Genomic DNA, 18,059 nt, shown 5'->3' with positions numbered 1-18,059 from the left:
CCGCAATTCATTCAAAAATCTTCATTTTAGACTTGACTTTTAATAGTTAGTCTTTCCTTTTTTCGTACCTTTCCCCTTTTTTCACAGCCTTCTATGCGAGGTTCGGATTGATCTGCATAGATCTTCATCAATTTGTAAAACCTGTCCAGGAAAAATATAAGTGCATTTTTAGAATATCGGCAAAGGATTTCTTTCGATATATGTATTCGCCTCCTTTTTAACGTATCACATTGTTATAATTTGACACTATAGCGAATATCGGTGTTTATCAAAAGCTGGTTTCGGAGCTTACCCAAGCCATAGGTTCCTACATCAAATCAGCCGACAGAGACTGCGAGGTCTACCCCGCCCCCTTCGCAGTCAACCTGGATGCAGAGGACAAAGACTGGGTAGAACCGGATATTTCCGTTATCTGCGATAAGTCCAAGCTGACGGAGCGCGGCTGCTCAGGAGCACCGGATCTGATTGTGGAAATAGTTTCTCCTTCCAGCCGGAAAATGGACTATATACGGAAAACAAATCTTTATCTGGATTCCGGCGTCCGCGAATACTGGATCGTCGATCCTGCAAAGGGGTATACTATCAAGTATTACTTCGAGGATGACGACGCGCCTGTCATTCTTCCTTTTAATGAGATTCTGACGGCGCAGATTTACCAGAACCAGCTTTCTGTCTGCATCGCGGATCTGCTGAAATAAAGCAGGATTTCTTTTCCACAGGAGCTTCCTCTATCTGAGATAGCTCTTTCCTTTTTCATATCCCGGCAGGCCGAACGCCTGCCGGACTCCCCCTTTACTTTTCCTTTTTTCGTACCTTTCCCTTTTTTCACAGTTTACCGGCCAGCCCCGCATGATTTTCCATCTCAAATCTTGATTTTGCCTGACAGAGTGTTATAATAAAATTGCTTTTATTGAACGGGGACATAGCTCAGCTGGGAGAGCGTTGCGTTCGCAACGCAAAGGTCGCGGGTTCGAATCCCGTTGTCTCCACTTTTTTAAGGATCGGGATTTAAACGATTCCAATACCGGCTTATCGCATTCATGAAGAGGGCTTCTGAACGATCTGTTCAAAGGCCCTCTCTCATATTATTTCATTATTTCAATGCTTTTTGTCATCTGTCTCTGCTGTCCCTTTCTCAGTCTCCGGAAACGTATCCGCCCCATCTCATCACTCATGCAGCTCCAGCGGCAGTCCGTCTGGATCCTTGAAGAATGTCATCCTCTTCCCGGTAAATTCATCCACCCTTACAGGCTCTGTTTCGATTCCCATATCGTTTAATTCCCTCACTGTCTCCTCTATATCTTCCACAGCGAATGCCAGATGCCTGAGCCCACAGGCTTCCGGATAGGACAGGCGCTTAGGCGCTCCCGCTATTCCGAACAGCTCCAGCTCGCAGCCGTCCATCTGCAGATCCAGTTTGTAGTCACCCCAGTCTGCCCTGTAATTCTCACGGATCACCTCAAAGCCCAGCTTGTCCACGTAAAACTCTCTGGATTTCCTGTAATCCGATACAATAATTGCCGCATGATGTATTTTTTTCAGGTTCATCTCTTCCTCTCCTCTCTCATCCTCTATCATATTTCTGGTCTTCAGATGCCTGCAGCCGTCTTCGCCGAAATCACAGGCTCTCAACTATTATACCATCTCCTTCGGATATGGCAGCCTCCGGCGGAATTCAGCGCCCGGCTTTCAGCAGTAAATGCTGAAACCGGTATGCGCAAGTATAATGACTGCTTTACAGTCATTATACCATATCCTTCGGATATGCTATTCTTTCCTCCTCTTCCCCCTGTATTTCTCATTTTTCCTGACGTCTTATAAAAATCCGCAGCATTTCATCCTCAATTCCATTAATTTTCCATTAAGTTCCCTCCGTATCCTTGATTTTCTCCCTGTAAATGATACAATAGTTTCTACATATATAAAGGAGGACTTTATGAAAACCAGAAATGTTTCATCAATCATTGTCAGGATTCTCATATCAGCAGTGCTTATCTTTCTGCTGTTTTATTCCATGCTTCCGGCAATTAACCCAAAGGATAAGAATTTCTTTATCTTCCTTATCCTCTGCATTCTGATCGTTCTTGTGGTCAACTTTCTTTCCTATATGAAGGATTTTCTTCAGACGCTCGGCTCCGGACGCGGGGTGGAGATGGTCAGGGATGAGACCACCGGCCAGTTCGTATTCCGCAAAAACAGCGGGAGAAAAAGCCCTGTCAATATGGGCAGGCCGCTGAAGTACGGCTTTATTGCCATCGGCATCATCATCATTTTTATGACTGTCGCTTCCCTTTTAGGCATCCAGTTTTTCAATGCCACAAGGTACCGCGACCTGATTACCATTGAAAATGGTGACTTCGCCGAGGATGTGGCTGAGTTAAACATGTCCCAGATTCCGGTGGTGGACAAGGATACTGCCTCCCGCCTGGGAAGCAGAAAGCTGGGTGAGATGACGGAGTTAGTCTCCCAGTTTGAGATTCAGAACGATTACACCCAGATCAATTATAATGGCGCTCCCTACCGCGTGACGCCTCTCCGGTATGCAGATCCCATCAAATGGCTGTTTAACCACCAGGAAGGACTGCCGGCCTACCTGACCGTTGACATGGTGACCCAGGAGACCAACCTGGTGTGGCTGGACAGCGGCATAAAATATTCCCCAAGCGAATATTTCTTCCGCAATATCTACCGCTACATCCGTTTCAACTATCCGACGAAGATATTTGAGACTGTTTCCTTCGAGATTGATGACAGCGGAACCCCCTACTGGATCGCGCCGACCATCTCCTACCGCATCGGCTGGTGGGACGGCAAGGATATTAACGGTGCTGTCATGGTCAATGCTGTTACAGGCGAGAGCGTCTGGTACCCGAAGGAGGAGGTTCCCCAGTGGGTCGATCAGCTCTACTATGCGGATCTTCTGATCGCACAGCTGGATGACAATGGAAAATTCCAGCACGGCTATCTGAATTCCATTTTCGGACAGAAGGATGTGCGCCGCACCACCTATGGCTACAACTATATGGCAATCAACGACGATGTCTATCTCTATACAGGCATGAGCTCTGTTACCGCCGACGAGTCCAATATCGGCTTCGTCCTCGTCAACTGCCGCACGAAGGAAACGAAATTTTACACCGTGCCAGGAGCCACAGAAACCTCGGCCATGGCCTCAGCCCAGGGACAGGTTCAGCATCTGAACTACACGGCTACCTTCCCTCTGCTCTTAAATATTTCCGACCGGCCTACCTACTTTATCTCCCTGAAGGACAACGCAGGGCTTGTGAAGATGTACGCCTTCGTAGATGTCGAACAGTACCAGATCGTAGGCACCGGGCAGACCATCGATGAAGCCAAGAGCAATTACAGAAAGGCGCTGAATCTTGAGGATGTGGATCTTCCCGAGGAAACGGAGAGCACAGAGATCTCCGGAACCGTAGCCGCCGTGGCAGACGCCGTTGTTTCCGGAAGCACCTGCTACTACTTCACCCTTGAGGGCGACTCCCATGTGTACACTGCATTTATCGATGTAAACGAAAGACTTCCGTTTATGCAGCCCGGCACACAGCTGGAATTTTCCTATTCTGAGGATGGAAATGTCCGCAGTGTAACGGAAATCCGAAGCATCACCACCCCTTCCGTCCCTGAGGCACCGGCAGCTGCCCCGGAAGGTTCCGGGACTTCGGCCGGCTCTGCAGTCCAGCCCTCTGAAGGTGCTATGTCTTAAAGCTGCAGCTGCCTGAGTTTTATGCATCAGCCTCTGCAAAAACTCCCGCCTGAGACAGAACAGTCTCTTCCCAGGCGGGAGTTCTTTTTTCCTTCTTCTTGCCATTTGGCCCCTCTCTCTTTTCCTCCTTCCCCCTTCCCCTGTCCTCTGCCCCGCAGCCTTTATCCATTACTATTTGAAATTTTTTGCCGGTTCCGCTATAATACAATGAGAATTTTGCCGGGCCCGTATCCTGCCTGTCCGTGTGATTCGGGCACAGCTCAGACTGGCTTTACTTTTTAATCTGGAGGAATCATATGAAAGCAGAAGACATGATTATGAAACTTGGAATTGTACATATATTGGATTCTAGTGTGGGAGTCCCTGTTCTCTCCGACTGTCCCATTGATCTGTCGGGGGATCTCTCAGATTTTTTGAAGGCTCATATCGAAAAATTTACAGAGAGCGACGATGTGAAGCACTGCCGCTTCGGAGAGGGCTCTGAGGTCAAAAAGCTGCTTGAACAGTGTACGCCGGAAAACTTTGTGGAGACAAGCAAACGTCTGGCAGAGCTTCTCTATGACATTATGAATGCCAATATTGACATTCCTCCGGCGGATCTGGCTGTGGTGGTGTTTTCTGCTTCCGGCAGCGACTACCTGGCCTTCCTGAAAATGAATTATAAAACCTCCTACACTCACCTGACCAGTGAAAAGGAGGGAAAGAACAGCAACAGCATTATCCTTCAGCGGGCTCTCCTGCCGGGACAGGGCCAGAAGCTCTCTGAGGCCTTTGCCGTAAACCTGGGGACAGGCGAGCTTCTCGTAACGGAAAAAAAATATGAGGTCAACGGGGAAAAACGCCTGTATTTTTCTGAACTGTATCTGGAATGCCACGCCCCCCTGTCCCAGAAATCCAAGCTGGATCTCGTAACGAAGGCTGTGGATCAGGTAAACCGGAAATACTACGGCGACGACGATGCCGAACGGAAAATGGAAATTAAAAACGTGATCTACAAGGAGCTGGAGGAGGAGGGCGCACTCAAGGTAGAGTCCCTCCGGGAGAAGGTATTTCCGGACAGCCCGGAAATGCAGGAAGCCTTCGACGAAAAGATGGAAAAGTACAATCTGTCCTACGAAACCGTACAGCCCAAAAACGAGCAGACTGTCAAAAAGTTCAAAAGCCAGCGCCTGACCACCGATACGGGCATCGAGATCACGATTCCCATGGAGGAATACCAGAATCCGGACCGTGTGGAGTTTATCACAAACCCGGACGGAACCATCTCTGTGCTGATCAAGAATATCGGCCATCTGGTGTCCCGGTAGCCCTTTCTCCTTCTGCCCCGAATTTCCAAAATACAGCAGGCTCTGAGCGATCCTTTCCGGATTCCTCAGAGCCTGCTTTTCTAAATCATGGTCCTGTATCCTGATTTCCACCTGGACAGAAGCTCCCCTGACGCCTGCCTGCGGCTTTTTTCATCCTGGTTGAACATCTCCTCCACCCGGCGGACTCCCTCCGACTTTCCGGCCCTTGAGACCGTCTCGTCGAAGGCCTCCTTCCACTCGTCCTTTTTTTCCTCCAGAAGGACGCCGCCGAACCGTTCCTTTACCTTGAGCTTTGGATCCATCAGAGTCAGATAATACATCCTTCTCACCGTGTCCTGGTCTTTTCTGTAAATCCAGGACATCTCATAGGCCTGCATGGCCTTGTCAAACCAGAACAGCCCTGCATAGCAGGCTCCGATATTATTCCAGACACGCCCCAGAAACTCGTCATCTGCCGCCGTATTTCTCCGATCGTCTAAGAGCTTTTCATAGCAGCTAAGGGCCGTCCCATACTGGCGCAGGCTGTAATAGTAGTCAGCCGTTACCTTTGCAAACTCAAATGGCCCCATGCCCCGGTAGGTGGCAATCTTCTGCCGGAAGGCCGTAATTTCCTTTGTGTCATAGTAGCGGCACTCCTCCAGGATCATGAAGATCAGCTCATCCTTATCCTCTCCGTTTCGCAGACCGTTCTGGATTTTTACGGAGAGAACCGTCATCTGGAGCTCCTTCTCGATGAACTCCGTCAGGCTGTCATCCAGCAAATGATCCATGGCCAGAAGCGGATAATTGTAAATGACATAGCAGAGCTCCTGGGAAGACCAGATGTGGATGCCCAGCGCCTCAATGTAAAGAGGATTTTTTACCTCCTCCTGTCTGCACAGTATCAAACTCATAGTATAACCTCTTGTCTTACCATCGCTTTCGTGGCGGGGAACAGCTCTCCAAAGCCCTTATCCTTCGCCATAATGATCATTGTATTCTCATCGGAAAAACCGATTGTCACCTGAATCCTGTTTGTCTTGTTCTCCCGCTTTGGAAAATCGGTAAGCTCTACAGAGACCGTCCGTCTTTTCCTCTGTTCCAGGGAAGAAATGGTAAATTCCAGGCTGTCCTCTCCGTCCGCGATCAGCTCCACCGTGCTTCTGGCCTCATACCAGTTGTCCCCTGCGGCAGCCAAAACCAGGTTGATATCCCTGCCGCGGCTCACTACCCGCATGGATACCGTGTACCTGAGTCTCCCCTCGCAGACGCAGATAAAGGGATAAGCTGTCTTCTCCTTCAGATAATCCGAAGCCCTGTAGGCCGCTCCCTTGGAAAACAGGCCGAATTCCGCAAATACACGCCTTCTTTTGCAGACCTTCTTCATGAAGCTGTCTGCCCAGTCGGTAGTGGCAAAGCCGCTGCCCGTCAGGATAATGGCTGAGAACAGTCTTTTATCGAGAATCCGGTCTGCACAGGCTGCCAGGAACTGATCCTCTGAGGCTGCCCCCTCGGGCCTCGCCAGGTACTCCATGGTAATCTCCTCCTGAAGCATCTCGCTGTCAGCCGTCACAATCATCTGTCTGGAGCCTCTCTGGGTCTTCAGCTCATAATATCTGGCACAGCCCTCGGAGAGCTCGAACATTCCCACCTGATTGCTCCACACATCCCTCTTCTGGCTCATCACATAGTAGACGAAGCTCTCCGTATGGCTGATGATGTGGACACGGTTTCTCGGGATCTCCAGATAATCGGCGCAGTAGAGAAGGCTGTCCATCAGCTTTACCTCCGTCTTTCTGAGGGTGATGACAAGCTGGCTTATCTGTTCCTCTTCCATGGCCTTCCTGGGGATTTCCACGATTTCCTTTAAAAACCGTTTGAGAAGCTCCAGACCGGAAAATTCCTGCCCGCCCATCTCCGTCTTTTCATCCTTCATGAGCCTGGTCAGCAGTCTGTCTGCAGAGGGGTCTCCCGCCATGGCCCGGACCGAGGCTTCCTCGCCTACATACCACTCATCCGTCTGCCTGTTCTTGCAGACAGCCGTCCTGACAGTCCAGGTCCGCTCAGGCTCCGCAGCCGTTATGGATGCGTATGCATCGCACAGGTCAATTCCAAGTACAAGTCCGTCCATCTAAAAGTTCCTTTCTCCGTTCTCCTATATCACGCCAAACAGCTCTGCCACAGAGGCATCTCTCACCAGATAGCGCTCCATCTGCTCTCTGAGCGTGTTCTCATTCTTTACATCATAGCTTAAGCTCATCTCATTGAGAAGGGCAAACCTGGTATCCTGCATCTTTACCGGAGGCTCTCTCCGCTCGATGGTGCCGCAGACAGCAGGCTCTTTGTCGTCTCTGTTTTTGTAAATCTGGTATTCCAGAACCTCTCCCTCGAACACTACCTTTTCACGGATATAAATTCCCTTGTATACCTCCTTAAGCTCCTCACAGGAGAAATCCTGCTCCTCGGGCAGCACCCTCACCTTAAGCACAGGAGCAGAATCCTTTTCCCCATGGTACTCAATGATCTCCTTGTCCAGAAGCCTCAGAGGAACAGGGGCAAAGCGGGAAAGCTCCTTAAAATAGGCAAACTCCATCCCCGATTCCAGAAGCACAGCCGTCACACTCTGGCACAGCTCCCTCTGCTCCTTTGTCAGGGCAGGCAGCGCCGAATAATACTTCGTCAGCGCCAGCAGATAAATATCCGGGATCTTCTCCCTGTCTGAGCTGTTGTAGATCGCGCCCTCCAGATAGGCAAATACCTTGTCCTGGGCCGGCTTCTCTTCTATGAAATACTCAATGCACTTTACCGTGAAATAGGCCCTGACAATCAGTTCCTTCGTCTTTTTCCTGGAGGCATAGAGATCGAACACCCGGTCCATCTTCTCCGTGCAGCCGGTAAACAGCATCTGGCACAGGAGTCTCTCCTCCATGTCAGCCGTGTCCACCTGCTCGCGGATTCCGGCAAGCAGAATGTTAAACATCTGATCCACTGTCCCGTTAAAATATTCGCACAGGTAATCCAGAATCGTGCTCTCCGCCTGTCCTGCAAGGAACACCTGGAAGGAAAGGCTCAAAAGCCTCTGATCCTCCCTGAGCAGGGAATCCAGGAGCATCTTGATGACCAGCTCCCTGAGCTCCTTAGTTCCCATCTCCTCGCTCCCATAGCGGCAGACCATGTCATAGGCCTCTGTATAATAGCCCTGGGAAATCAGGGCCTTCATCACCCGGGCCCTCTCTGTGCCGCTCATGGAATCCTTGTCCACAGACAGCAGGAAGGAGATCGCGGGCTCTCTGTTTCCCAGCTCTCCCGGCAGAGCGCACCGGACATAGTACCGCGTCAGAACAGACAGAATTTTTTTCCTGTATATGGGGTGAAGCGCCGGCTCTGAGAGTGCCCTCAAAAGCACCTGGGCCTCCGACTCTCCCATGCCGCCTGCCTCTCTCTTTCCCTGTTCCTCTGCCTGTTTCCCGTCTCCTTCCTCTTTTGCTTCCTCCCTCTCAGCGCTCTCCATCACCTTCTGGCAGGCGTTCAAGAGCAGGATCGGGTGCTCCGGATACACTTCAAAGCACCTTCTGATCAGTTCCTCTTCCTCCATGGCCGCCTCTGCCCCATAGGGCGTACTCATAAAGCGGTTTCCAGCCCCGTCCTGGAACATCAGGATATCCCGGTCAGAAAACAGCGGCACATAGGCAGTTCCTCCGTTTAAGGGGTAGGCATCCTCTGTGGTCAGCTCCTCATGGCGCACCACCACATACCGGATTGCCTCATCCTTCACCGTCACCTTTCTGGATTTCAGCACAGAGGGGAGCACTCCCGCCAGCTGCCGATCCACCACATCCAGATAGATCATCCGCCGGTAAATGTAAGCCAGGTTCTCGTTTATCTTTCCCTCAAAAAGCTGAGAGAGGGCAAATTTCTCTATGGTTCTCTCATAGAGGCGGAACACAGAATCCTCCTGGCCGGAAAATTCCAGAATATTCCGGTAGAGCTTTGCCCTGCCCTCGGCATCCAGTTCATTTCCGTATGAGAAATAGAGAAGCATCTCCCTCGGCAGAAGCCTTCCATAGTCCTCAGGCATGGAGTAGAGGTAGTACTCGTAGAGTCTTGTGAGAGTGAGTCCCTCCTCCACCCCCTTCTCATACCACTCAAAATACCTGCCGTCTCTCTTGTTGCCGCGTATGAGCATGGAGCAGACAGACGCCAGAATCTGCGGATGGGCAAAATGGCTGTACAGTGCCGTCAGTATTTTAAGGCCGAAGGGTCTGTACTCCTTCTCCCTGTCCAGGAGTCTGGCAGCCGACAAAGCCAGCTCCTCTGTCAGCAGTCCTCTCTTCGCCCCAAAGTAGATCACATGGGACTCGAAGGCTTCCATCTCCTTCAGGAAGCCTGGTTCCCCGGACAGGATCCGGCAGGCCTCCAGAAACAGAAACGGGCTCGCCGCCCCCTCCCGAAACTGCCTGCGCAGATCGGCGTAGACCGTAGCCGGATTTTCCGCAAGCCCCGGATCGAGCCTGAGCATCATCATATAGAAATAGAAATTTCCCTGTTCTCCTGCAAAATAGCGGCGCAGAAGGCGCAGGAAGGACTCCCTCTGGTTTTCATCACCGGAGACCGTCACCTGCAGGTACTGGAACAGGCAGTAATTCATCACCTTCTCATCCCGCTCTGCGAGAGCCTGCTCCCTCACCGCGTCGAGAAGGGCTGCCGCCCGATCCTTCCTTCCGGAAAGCAGCAGACACTCTGCCTCCAGAAGCCGGATGAACACATCCTCGTAGGAGATCTTCATCTGATCCAGCAGACGGCTCATGGATGAGAGCAGCCTCTTTCTGGAAGTCCCCCTCTCATCCTGGTGCTCCGCCCTTTTTTTCCCCTGTCTGCGCCCGGTCTGGGAAAGGGCTCCGGCCTCAGAAGCTCCCTCTGTGCTCTCGCTGTCAGCCTCCAGAACAGACTGGCCCTCATACTGAAGCCGAAGCTCCAGGTAGCGCTTTAAATCCTCCCGGAAGGCAAGACTTCTTCTGGCCTTCTCCGAACCTGCCGTCACCTCAATATCAATCCTGTGCCTCTCACCGGCGGCCGTCACAAAGATGGCCCCGTAGTTGTTTCCGCCGTGGAGGTTTTCTGACAGGATCAGATAGGGGAGCCTGCATACTCCGTCCTTAAAATCCTCCTGGGTGGCATTTCTCTTCAGCAGATGGATAAAATCTCCGTCAGCCTCCGCCTCCAGGCTGATATATCCCCAGCCCTTGGCCCGGACGGCAATCTCCCCCGGAACGTGCCCGGACAGATTATCATATTTTTTTATATCCTCGTCGAAGGAAATCCCGAAGGGCTCCTTCACCCCGAGTCCTGTCAGGAATTCCTCCATAAAGCTCTGTCTGCTGCCGTGCCCCTTAAGCCCCTCATAGACGGCCCTCACATGGGGATCCTGCATAAAGGGAGCCTCCAGAAAATCAGGGTACTCCAGAAGGCGCAGCGCCGTATCTCCATCCTTCCTGGCCACAGCCGCAAAGTCCTCCGGTGTCCTCAGGCTGCTCAGCACGCTGCCGGAGGCCGCCAGATCCACGTAAAATACGTAAGGGATCTCCACCTCACCGCAGTTTGTAACCAGGTTGAACATCCCGTCGATCTCATCTCCGGCCTTCATGAAGGTGGTATCCACCTCATAGGTAATGTGATTTCTCACTCCCCCAAACGAATTGCTGTCTGCCGGAATCCTGACTCTGTCGCTGGTAGAATACACCAGTCCCTTGATGCTGCCCCCGCCCTCACTTCCGATGAACAGCTCCCGTTTTACAGTGGTATTTGTTCTGATTGTCTCTTCTATCGCATCCGGAGTCCAGACCATCTGCGGACGAGCCGCGTCCACGATGCCCATAGCCAGCCGGTTAATTCGTTCTTTCATATAATCACCTGCAGTATTAATAGCCCAAAAAGCCTGATTTCTATTTTAGCATATTTTCCCTTCAATTACACTACATAAAATCGACTTTTTGATAACCGCTTGATTTCAGAAAATAAACTTGCTATGATAGGAACATACAAAAAAAGGACAGAGGCCGGCAGCTCTCGCCTGAGAACCGGCCACAAGGAAGGGATAGTATCATGACAAACAGTGAAAAAGCTCTGAAGCTCCACGAAGAGTGGAACGGAAAAATCGAAACCGTTTCCAAGGCGGCTGTAAAAAGCAGGGAGGATCTGGCTCTCGCCTATACCCCGGGCGTAGCTGAGCCGTGCAAGGTCATCGCCGAAAACCCGGAGGCCGCCTACAAATACACCATCAAGTCAAACACCGTGGCAGTCGTGTCTGACGGAAGCGCTGTGCTGGGACTGGGAAATATCGGCCCTCTCGCAGCCATGCCGGTCATGGAGGGAAAGGCCGTCCTCTTTAAGGAGTTCGGCGGCGTCAACGCCTTCCCCATCTGCCTGGACACCCAGGATACTGAGGAGATCATCGAGACGGTTGTACGCATTGCCCCGGCCTTCGGCGGCATCAACCTGGAGGACATCTCCGCTCCCCGCTGCTTTGAGATTGAGGAGCGCTTAAAGGAACGCCTCTCCATCCCTGTCTTCCACGACGATCAGCACGGCACGGCCATCGTGGTCCTGGCAGGCATCATCAATGCCCTGAAGGTGACAGGAAAGGCAAAGGAGAACTGCCGCGTTGTGGTAAACGGAGCAGGCAGCGCCGGAATCGCCATCACAAAGCTCCTTCTCACCTACGGCTTTGTCCATGTTACCCTCTGCGACAAAAATGGTATCATCTGCGATGGCATGGAAGGCCTCAACTGGATGCAGGAAAAAATGGCAAAGGTCACCAATCTGGAAAAGCAGACCGGCAGCCTTGCCGATGCCTTAAAGGGCGCTGATATTTTTGTAGGTGTGTCCGCTCCGGGCATCGTGACTCCTGAGATGGTTTCCTCCATGAACCATGACTCCATTCTTTTTGCCATGGCAAATCCGGTCCCGGAGATTATGCCGGACCTGGCAAAGGAGGCCGGAGCCAGAGTGGTTGGAACAGGCCGCTCCGATTTTCCGAACCAGGTCAACAACGTCCTGATCTTCCCCGGAATCTTCAAGGGTGCCCTGGAAGGACGGGCGTCCGCTATCACAGAGGAGATGAAACTGGCAGCTGCAAATGCAATCGCCTCCCTCGTTCCGGACGAGGAGTTAAGCGATGTGAATATTCTGCCGGCTGCCTTTGATCCGAGGGTGGCAGACGTTGTGAGCAGAGCCGTAAAGGAGCATATCCGATAGCCCTGACGAAAATCAGTTTTCTTAAAAGGAGTTTTTGCCATGTTAGCTGAACCAATGACGTTATACAAGCTGATGAACCTCTACATGCTCAAGCAGGTAAATTTTCCTCTGACAAACGCCCAGCTCTCCAACTTTTTTCTGGACCGGGACTACACCACCTACTTCACCCTGCAGCAGGCCTTAAACGAGCTTCTGGAAGCCGGCCTCATCCGTCAGGAGACCCTGCGCAACAGCACCCGGTATGAAATCACGAAAGAGGGCGAAGATACGCTGGAATTTTTCGGAAAAACCATATCCCCCGCCATTGTGGAGGACATGGATCAATACCTGAAGGAAAACAGGTTCCGCATGCGCAATGAGGTGGGGCTGGTGTCCGATTTCTACAAATCCACCCACCAGGACTACACGGTTCACTGCGAGGTGCGGGAAGGCAAAAATGTCCTTGTAAGTCTCGATGTCTCCGTCCCCGACAAGGACCAGGCCGAGATGATGTGCAGCCACTGGAAGGACAAAAGCCAGGAAATCTATTCCTTTATCATGAAATCGCTGATGACAGATAAGCCGGTAAACCCATGACACGATACTGCTTCCCGGCTTTCTGAAACTTCTGCAAAAGAAAGGAGTTTCCCATGTTCAGACAGGCCAAAAAGGCCTCCTCTCTGCGCTTTTCAGACCTGCTCCAGGGCGATCTGAGAGGGGCCAAAGTTCAGTTTAAAAAGAAATACAGAAAGATGAAGCGGAAGTATTACCTCTTCATCTTTCTCCCCGCGGTGCTCCTCGCCGTCGGCTACCGGGCGGCAGAAGAATACGCAGGGCTGAAGCGTCTCCAGGCCAGAAAGCTGGGCGCCAAGGCCGCTTCCGGCAAGGTACAGGAGAAAGCGGAGACCTTCACGCCTGAAACCATTTCCCCGCAGCCCCTGTCGGAAAAGGGCCAAAAAGAATAAGCGAAGGAAGAGGCGCGGCCCTGTGCCTGCCTGGGATCTGAAAAACGGACATCTCTCCGGTTAATCTTCCGGAGAATGTCCGTTTTTGCATCTTTTTCCTATACCGGCTCTGCTGAACCGGCGTCATTTGTTCTGACTGTTCTTATGATTCTATCTGATGGCTTTACCTTCTTTTCTCTTACCTGCTCTCCTGCTGGTCCGGCGCTTCCCCGCCTGCAGCAGTCTTTTCGATGAAATCCCAGATCTCCTCTCTCCCCTGCTTCGTCTCAGCAGAAAACGGGATCAGCAGATCCTCCGGTTCCATGCCAAGGCCGGTGCGCACCATTTTCACATGCTTGGCCACCTGGCTTCGCTTCAGCTTGTCTAACTTTGTGGCAATGATCACCGGGCGGTAGCCCTGGTTCTGGATCCAGCTGTACATCAGCCTGTCATTCTCCGACGGCTCGTGGCGGATGTCAATGAGCAGGAACACACACTTTAACATGGGGGACTTGTGCAGATAATTTTCAATCATCTTTCCCCACTTGGCCTTTACCTCCTCATTGGCCCTGGCATAGCCGTATCCCGGCAGATCCACGTAATACAGGGCGTCGTTAATATGGTAAAAATTGATGGTCTGCGTCTTTCCCGGCTGCGCTGAGGTTCTGGCGTAGGATTTCCGGTTCATCAGCGCGTTGATCAGGGAAGATTTTCCCACGTTGGACTTTCCGGCAAAGGCGAACTCCGGCTGGGTGTTCGCCGGGAGCCTGCTGGTCACTCCGCAGACTGTCTCCAAATCTACTTTCTTGATAATCATACTCGTTTTCTGCTTCCTCTCCTGTAATCCTAATCTGCAAAAGCCTCTTTCAGCACCTCGTCCATGGATTTCACAAAGACAATCTCCATTCCCTTTGTAATCTCCTTTGAGAGCTCTTCCACATCCGGCCGGTTCTTTGCGGGCACAAGCACTTTCTCCATATGAGCCATTCTGGCGGCCAGGAGCTTTTCCTTCAGTCCGCCGATGGGAAGGACCCTGCCTCTGAGCGTCACCTCGCCTGTCATGGCCGTCTTTGCGGACACCAGACGGTTTGTGACTGCAGACATCATGGCTGTGGCCATGGTAATTCCGGCAGAAGGGCCGTCCTTGGGCACAGCTCCCTCAGGGATGTGGATGTGGATGTCGTGTTTTTCAAAGTAACTGTTCTTGATGCCGTAATTCTCAGCCACGGATCTCACATAGCTCAGGGCAGTCTGGGCAGATTCCTTCATCACATCTCCCATCTGGCCCGTGAGCTGGAGAGCTCCCTTGCCCGGCATCACATTGACCTCTATTTCCAGGGTGTCTCCTCCCACGCTGGTCCAGGCAAGTCCTCTCACAATTCCTACCTGATCCTCGTCGTTGGCGTCCTCATACTGGATCTTCTCGCGGCCCAGGTATTTTTCCAGGTTCTTCTCTGTGACGCGGATAACCTTAGCCGTCTTTTTGCCGGCTGCCTCCTCCGGTGTCCCCTTCACAGCTTTTTTCGCTCTGCGGGACTTTTCGGCCTTTTCCTCCTCAAGAGGCTCGATCAGGGTCACGGCCGCTTCCCTTGCCGCCTGCTTCTCAGCCTTCTCCCGGGCTTTCTGGTTCATCTTGTCTTCCAGGATCTCCCTTGCCGCCTTCCGGCAGATGTCTCCGATTCGCCGTTCCAGATTGCGGACCCCTGCCTCCCTGGTGTAATTGTGGATAATCTTTTCCAGGGCTGAGCCTGAGATGGACAGCTCCTCCTTTGTGAGACCGTGGCGCTCCATCTGCTTTCGGATCAGATAATTTTTTCCGATGTGGAATTTCTCATTCTCCGTGTAGCTGTTTACCTCGATAAGCTCCATTCGATCGAGAAGAGGGCCGGGGATCGTCTGGGTGGTATTTGCAGTGGCAATGAAGAGCACCTCCGAGAGATCGATGGGGATCTCCACGTAGTGATCCCGGAACTTCACATTCTGCTCACTGTCCAGAACCTCCAGAAGAGCCGAGGCCGTATCTCCCTTGTAATCGCTGCTCACCTTGTCGATCTCATCGAGAAGCATCAGAGGGTTCTTCACCCCTGCCTGCTTGAGCCCCTCCACGATGCGTCCCGGCATGGCTCCCACGTAGGTTTTTCTGTGACCGCGAATCTCCGCCTCATCGTGGACGCCTCCCAGGCTGATTCTGACATACTTCTTTCCCAGTGCCCTGGCCACAGACCGGGCAATAGAGGTCTTTCCCGTTCCAGGCGGGCCCACCAGACAGAGGATTGGGCTGGTCCCCTTCTTTGTGAGGATTCTGACTGCCAGATACTCCAGCACCCTCTCCTTCACCTTCTCGAGTCCGTAGTGATCCTCGTTCAGGATCTCCTCCGCATGGCGCAGATCCGTGTTGTCCCTGGTCACCTTGTCCCAGGGAAGCTCCAGCACGGTTTCCAGGTAGGTTCTCAGAACATTGGCGTCCTGGCTTCCTCCTGGCATCCCCTTGAAACGCTCGATTTCCTTTGCGATCCGCTCTTTTACTTCCTTTCCGGCGCGAAGGGTCCCAAGTTTCTCCTTCAGCTCGTCTGCATCCGATACCGGGTTATCCTCCCCCAGCTCCTCCCGGATTACCCGGAGCTGTTCCCGCAGAATATAGTCCCTCTGATTCTTGTCGATGGCAGCCTTCACCTTGCCCTGGAATTCCTTCTTTACCCGGAACACCTCAATCTCCGTCATGAGGATGCTCACCACCTGCTCATACTGGGCGCTCAGGTAAACCTGGTCAAGCACCTGCTGCTTGGCCGTAAATTCCCACGGAAACTGAACTGCAATCTGATTTAACAGCTCCGGAAGCTCTGTGATGGCAAGAAGGTTCGGAAGTACCTCCCTGGCTGCATTCTGGTTGATTCTCCCATACTCCTCCAGCTTCTCCTTCACAATCCGCAGCATGGCCTCAGACTCCACCGGGCCGATTCCCTCGTCATCCGTTTCCCGGATCTCCGCCTCTCCCTCCAGGTAGGAGCCGTCCTCATTCAGCTCCAGAAGCTCAGCGCGGATTTCTCCCTCCGCCATAACACGGATCACGCCGCCCGGCAGCTTGACTAACTGCTTTACCATGGCGATGGTTCCCATGTGGTACAGATCGGCAATTCCGGGATTCATCTCCTCGGTCCTTCTCTGTGTCACCAGAAGCACCTTCTGATCCCCTACCATGGCCTTCTCCACGGCTGCAATGGACTTTTTCCTGCTTATATCAAAGCTAATAATCATCTGCGGCAGCACAGTCAGCCCGCGAAGCGCCACCACAGGTATGGTCAGTTGTCTGTTTTCCATTCAATTCTCCTAGTATTCTATCCGGTTTCTGCAAAAGCACATTCCATGCTTTCCAGGAAACGGACCATTTTTCAGACAGGCATTTTCCCTAAGCCAAAAAGGGATCTGTAATGACCTACAGATCCCCTCTGCCCGTCAGGGCCCGGCGGGATGCGGCCCTCAGCAGGAGCAGGGAAAAGCTCCCTCCTTCCGTGAAGTCCGGGGGCCTTTCCTCTGCGCCAGCCTAGGCGATCTCGCCTGTCTTATCCTTCTTTAAGCGTCCGGCAAATGACTTGCGGGGTACCGTATTCTCTCTGTATACAATCTCCGGCCCGCATTTGCCTTCCACCACATCCTTCGTAATCGTGCAGATGCCGATGCTGCTGTCAGACGGAATTTCGTACATAATGTCCATCATTACTGATTCCATGATGGCTCTGAGTCCTCTGGCCCCCGTCTTTCTCTCCACTGCCATATGGGCGATGGAATACAGAGCATCGTCTGTAAATTCCAGCTTCACGCCGTCCAGGTCAAACAGGGCCTGGTACTGCTTTACAATCGCATTTTTCGGCCTGGAGAGAATCTCCACCAGCGCCTCCTCATTCAGCGATTTCAGCGCGACAGTCACCGGAACACGTCCGATAAATTCCGGGATCAGTCCAAACTTTGTCAGATCCTCCGGCATCACCTGGGCTAACATCTCGTCAATATCGGAATTCTGTCTGTCAGCGATCTCCACCTCGAAGCCGATGGAACCAGCTCCCAGACGGTTCTCCACAATCTTCTCAAGACCGTCAAAGGCACCGCCGCAGATGAACAGAATGTTGGTCGTGTCAATCTGCAGAAGCTCCTGCTGCGGGTGCTTTCTGCCTCCCTGAGGCGGAACGCTGGCAACGGTTCCCTCCAGGATCTTTAAGAGCGCCTGCTGAACACCCTCACCGGAAACGTCCCTGGTGATGGATACATTCTCGGATTTCTTCGTGATCTTGTCGATCTCGTCAATATAGATGATTCCATACTCAGCCTTGCTGATGTCGTAGTCAGCCGCCTGGATAATCTTGAGGAGAATATTCTCCACATCCTCTCCCACATATCCGGCCTCTGTCAGCGTTGTAGCGTCAGCAACGGCAAACGGCACATTTAAGATTTTGGCCAGGGTATTGGCCAGATACGTTTTTCCTGAGCCTGTCGGGCCCAGCATCAGGATATTGCTCTTCTGAAGGTCCACATCCTGGGAGCCCTGGGAAGTGATTCTCTTATAGTGGTTATACACGGCCACAGAGAGCACCTTTTTGGCCTCCTCCTGCCCCACCACGTACTCATCCAGAAATTCCTTGATCTCCTTTGGCTTTAACAGATTGATTCCGCTGAAGTCAAGTCCTCCTCTGTTGTCTGCGTCTCCAAGCTCCTCCTCCAGAATCTCTGCGCACAGCTCAATGCAGTCGTCACAGATATACACGCCGTTGGAACCGGCGATCATCTTTCTGACCTGCTCCTGTGTCTTTCCGCAGAAAGAGCATCTGATATTGTCGTCTTGTCTGCCTGGCATTCGCCCACCTCTACTCTCTCTCT

General features: G+C 52.3%; 13 protein-coding genes and 1 tRNA gene. 7 read left to right on the top strand and 7 right to left on the bottom strand.

The window, feature by feature from the left end; all coding sequences use genetic code 11:
- Window positions 1-248 precede the first annotated feature (248 nt).
- Window positions 249-698, top strand: coding sequence for a Uma2 family endonuclease (locus tag DW757_RS15750; protein ID WP_118752203.1), 450 nt, complete (start codon window positions 249-251; stop codon window positions 696-698).
- Between the two features lie 218 nt (window positions 699-916).
- Window positions 917-989: transfer RNA gene (locus DW757_RS15745), tRNA-Ala, on the top strand.
- A gap of 178 nt (window positions 990-1,167) precedes the next feature.
- On the opposite strand, the gene DW757_RS15740 is transcribed toward DW757_RS15745, so the two are convergent.
- Complete coding sequence (locus DW757_RS15740) at window positions 1,168-1,548, bottom strand: VOC family protein (RefSeq protein WP_118752206.1); 381 nt, start codon at window positions 1,546-1,548, stop codon at window positions 1,168-1,170.
- 388 nt (window positions 1,549-1,936) lie between these two features.
- On the opposite strand from DW757_RS15740, the gene DW757_RS15730 reads away from it, so the two are divergent.
- Both DW757_RS15730 and DW757_RS15725 read left to right on the top strand, forming a co-directional pair.
- On the top strand, window positions 1,937-3,727 hold the full coding sequence (locus DW757_RS15730) for a CvpA family protein (RefSeq protein ID WP_243033735.1): 1,791 nt from the start codon (window positions 1,937-1,939) through the stop codon (window positions 3,725-3,727).
- 296 nt (window positions 3,728-4,023) lie between these two features.
- The gene (locus DW757_RS15725; protein WP_008397824.1) at window positions 4,024-5,034 is read left to right on the top strand and encodes a nucleoid-associated protein; all 1,011 of its coding nucleotides are present in this window, start codon (window positions 4,024-4,026) and stop codon (window positions 5,032-5,034) included.
- An 80-nt stretch (window positions 5,035-5,114) separates the two neighbouring features.
- Here the strand turns inward: DW757_RS15725 and DW757_RS15720 are convergent, their stop codons facing one another.
- Genes DW757_RS15720 through DW757_RS15710 form a run of 3 tightly spaced genes read right to left on the bottom strand, consistent with a single transcriptional unit; the run spans window position 5,115 to window position 10,915 of the window.
- Window positions 5,115-5,927, bottom strand: coding sequence for a hypothetical protein (locus tag DW757_RS15720; protein WP_118752201.1), 813 nt, complete (start codon window positions 5,925-5,927; stop codon window positions 5,115-5,117).
- Complete coding sequence (locus tag DW757_RS15715; protein ID WP_008397822.1) at window positions 5,924-7,144, bottom strand: DUF5716 family protein; 1,221 nt, start codon at window positions 7,142-7,144, stop codon at window positions 5,924-5,926. Before DW757_RS15715 ends, DW757_RS15720 begins: the two co-directional genes overlap by 4 nt.
- A 24-nt stretch (window positions 7,145-7,168) precedes the next feature.
- On the bottom strand, window positions 7,169-10,915 hold the full coding sequence (locus DW757_RS15710) for a DUF5717 family protein (protein WP_118752200.1): 3,747 nt from the start codon (window positions 10,913-10,915) through the stop codon (window positions 7,169-7,171).
- A gap of 200 nt (window positions 10,916-11,115) precedes the next feature.
- Between DW757_RS15710 and DW757_RS15705 the strand changes: the two genes are divergently transcribed.
- Genes DW757_RS15705 through DW757_RS15695 form a run of 3 tightly spaced genes read left to right on the top strand, consistent with a single transcriptional unit; the run spans window position 11,116 to window position 13,211 of the window.
- The gene (locus tag DW757_RS15705) at window positions 11,116-12,267 is read left to right on the top strand and encodes an NADP-dependent malic enzyme (protein ID WP_008397820.1); all 1,152 of its coding nucleotides are present in this window, start codon (window positions 11,116-11,118) and stop codon (window positions 12,265-12,267) included.
- 39 nt (window positions 12,268-12,306) lie between these two features.
- On the top strand, window positions 12,307-12,843 hold the full coding sequence (locus DW757_RS15700) for a DUF4364 family protein (protein ID WP_008397819.1): 537 nt from the start codon (window positions 12,307-12,309) through the stop codon (window positions 12,841-12,843).
- A gap of 53 nt (window positions 12,844-12,896) precedes the next feature.
- Window positions 12,897-13,211, top strand: coding sequence for an NAD-dependent dehydratase (locus tag DW757_RS15695; protein ID WP_118752199.1), 315 nt, complete (start codon window positions 12,897-12,899; stop codon window positions 13,209-13,211).
- Window positions 13,212-13,389: 178 nt separating this feature from the next.
- Here the strand turns inward: DW757_RS15695 and yihA are convergent, their stop codons facing one another.
- From yihA to clpX, 3 genes are all read right to left on the bottom strand, one after another.
- Window positions 13,390-14,007 carry a ribosome biogenesis GTP-binding protein YihA/YsxC gene (gene yihA, locus DW757_RS15690; RefSeq protein ID WP_118752198.1) on the bottom strand — a complete coding sequence of 206 codons (618 nt, stop codon included), beginning with the start codon at window positions 14,005-14,007 and terminating at the stop codon, window positions 13,390-13,392.
- A gap of 29 nt (window positions 14,008-14,036) precedes the next feature.
- A complete protein-coding gene (gene lon / locus DW757_RS15685; RefSeq protein WP_021966529.1) occupies window positions 14,037-16,508 on the bottom strand; it encodes an endopeptidase La in 2,472 nt (823 codons plus the stop codon).
- A 223-nt stretch (window positions 16,509-16,731) separates the two neighbouring features.
- A complete protein-coding gene (gene clpX / locus DW757_RS15680) occupies window positions 16,732-18,036 on the bottom strand; it encodes an ATP-dependent Clp protease ATP-binding subunit ClpX (protein ID WP_015574845.1) in 1,305 nt (434 codons plus the stop codon).
- Window positions 18,037-18,059 lie beyond the last annotated feature (23 nt).

Source organism: Clostridium sp. AM29-11AC (assembly GCF_003480545.1).
In the GTDB taxonomy this organism is placed as follows: domain Bacteria; phylum Bacillota; class Clostridia; order Lachnospirales; family Lachnospiraceae; genus Otoolea; species Otoolea saccharolyticum_A.
This window is presented reverse-complemented; position numbering and strand designations above follow the sequence as displayed.